Annotated in this window: 2 protein-coding genes and 1 pseudogene; all 3 read right to left on the reverse strand. The window is 72.5% G+C overall.

Going from position 1 to position 2,067, the window contains the following annotated elements; all coding sequences use genetic code 11:
* Nucleotides 1-282: pseudogene (locus G6019_RS09440) on the reverse strand (NUDIX hydrolase); the annotation flags it as partial.
* Entirely contained in the window at nucleotides 272-1,387 is a 1,116-nt protein-coding gene (locus G6019_RS09445; RefSeq protein WP_107756556.1) for a glycosyltransferase family 4 protein, read from the reverse strand. The gene G6019_RS09445 and the pseudogene G6019_RS09440, both read right to left, overlap by 11 nt.
* 7 nt (nucleotides 1,388-1,394) lie before the next feature.
* On the reverse strand, nucleotides 1,395-2,067 hold a 673-nt coding region (locus G6019_RS09450; protein ID WP_241725968.1), incomplete at its 5' end, for a phosphatidylinositol mannoside acyltransferase.

Consider the following 2,067-nt stretch of genomic DNA (forward strand, 5'->3'; position numbering starts at 1 on the left):
ACGGGGGTCGGTCCCGGTGACGGTGTCCGAGGGGTGGGCCCGAGCCCGCACGAGGGCGTGCGACAGACGCTGGGCCGCCACGGGGTCCCTGCCCCCCAGTTCGGCGATGATCGCCGCGGTCACCGTGTGGCGGCGCTCCAGCGCGCCGATCAGGGCCGCCCGGGCGAGATCCGTCCGGATGTGCAGCCGGTCGAGACGATGGGCGGTGACGTAGGCGGTGATCAGGGCGGCGATCAGCAGGAGGGCCAGTACGACGACGACGAGGACGACCTCAGCGGACATGAAGCGTCTCCCCGGGGGCGCGGACGGTCTCGTACACGCGGATCACGCGCTCGGCCACGACCGGCCAGTCGAACTCCCGGACGGCCTCCGACGCGCGGGCGCACAGATCGGCGCGGTGCGAGGAGTCGCCGAGGACACGGATGAGGGCGCGGGCCAGGGCGTCGGGATCCCCGACGGGGGCGAGTTCTCCGCACTCCCCGTCGCTCAGGACACGGCGGAACGCGTCGAGGTCCGAGGCCACCACGGCGGTCCCGGCGGCCATGGCCTCCACCAGGACGATCCCGAAGCTCTCGCCGCCGGTGTTGGGGGCGCAGTAGACGTCCGCCGCCGCGAGTACCGCGGCCTTGCGGGTGTCGTCGACCCGGCCGAGGAACTCCACATCGAGGACTGACGGCAACCGGGCGCGCAGGGCCCGTTCGTCGCCGTCACCCATGATCCGCAACCGGAGGCCGGGCACGGCCCGCAGCACGTCCGGGAGCGCGGAGACGAGCACGTCCATACCCTTGCGCGGTTCGTCGTAGCGTCCGAGAAAGGCCACCGTGGGTGAGTCGCTGTACTCGGCGGAGGCGTCGACCCCGCGGAAGGCCGACACGTCGACCCCGTTGGGGATCTCCACCGCGCCTGACCCCAGGGCCTCCATCTGCCACCGCCGGGCCAGGGTCGAGACCGCGATCCGACCGCGGATCTTCTCCAGCAGTGGCGCGAGGGCCCCGTCTGCCGCACCGAGGATCATCGATTTCGTGGTCGAGGTGTGGAAGGTCGCCGTGATGGGCCCGGAGGACATGGCCAGGGCGAACATCCCCACCCCGGGCGCGTTGGGCTCGTGGATGTGCAAGACGTCGAGCGGTTCGTCACGCAGCCAGTGACGGGTCGCGCGCCAGGCCGCCGGGCCGAAGCTCAACCGGGCCACGGACCCGTTGTACGGGATCGGCACCCCCGGGCCGGTCAGCGTCATCCCGGACACTGGGGCGTTCTCGGCGCGACCGGGAGCGAGTACCCGGACCGTGTGGCCGCGCCGACGCAGCTCCTCGGTCAGGTCCACCACGTGCGCCTGGACGCCCCCCGGCGCATCGAAGGAGTAGGGACAGATCATGCCGATGCGCACGGGTCGATCAACCCTCGATCCGTGCGCGGCGGTCGGCGGACAGGTCGGCCAGCCAGAGGGGTTGGAGCATGTGCCAGTCCGCCGGGTGACGGGCTATCCCCTCGGCGAACAGGTCGGCCATCGCCTGGACGCCCGCCTCGACGCCCCCGGAGACGTCCACGGGCGGGGTGATCCGCACGCGCATCGTCTCCTCGTCGGGGTACCAGAACTGCGCCACAAGGAGCGGGGCCCCGGTCTCGACCGCGAGCCTCGCGGCCCCGGCGGGCATGCGGGTGGTCTCACCGAAGAAGGTGACGGGGACGCCGGTGTGCCGCAGGTCGCGCTCGCCGGGCAGGCACACGATCCCGCCCCCGGCGAGGAACTCGCGCAGCGCCTCGAACGGAGGCGTCGGGCCACCGGTGTGCGGATAGATGGTGAAGCCCAGGCTCTCCCGGTACGCCAGGAAACGCTGGTACAGCGATTCCGGCTCCAACCTCTCCGCGACCGTCGCGAAGGTGCCGTACCGGCGGGCCAGCCAGGTCCCGCCGAGATCCCAGTTGGCCGAGTGCGGGAGGGCCACGATCACGCCGCGGCCCCCGGCGAGCGCCGCATCGAGATGCTCGACGCCCTCGATGGTCCGATCCATCTCGCGGGCCACCGCCTCGCGGTCCATCGACGGGAGTCGGAACGCCTCCCGCCAG

The organism is Dietzia sp. DQ12-76 (assembly GCF_014145045.1).
Classification (GTDB): domain Bacteria; phylum Actinomycetota; class Actinomycetes; order Mycobacteriales; family Mycobacteriaceae; genus Dietzia.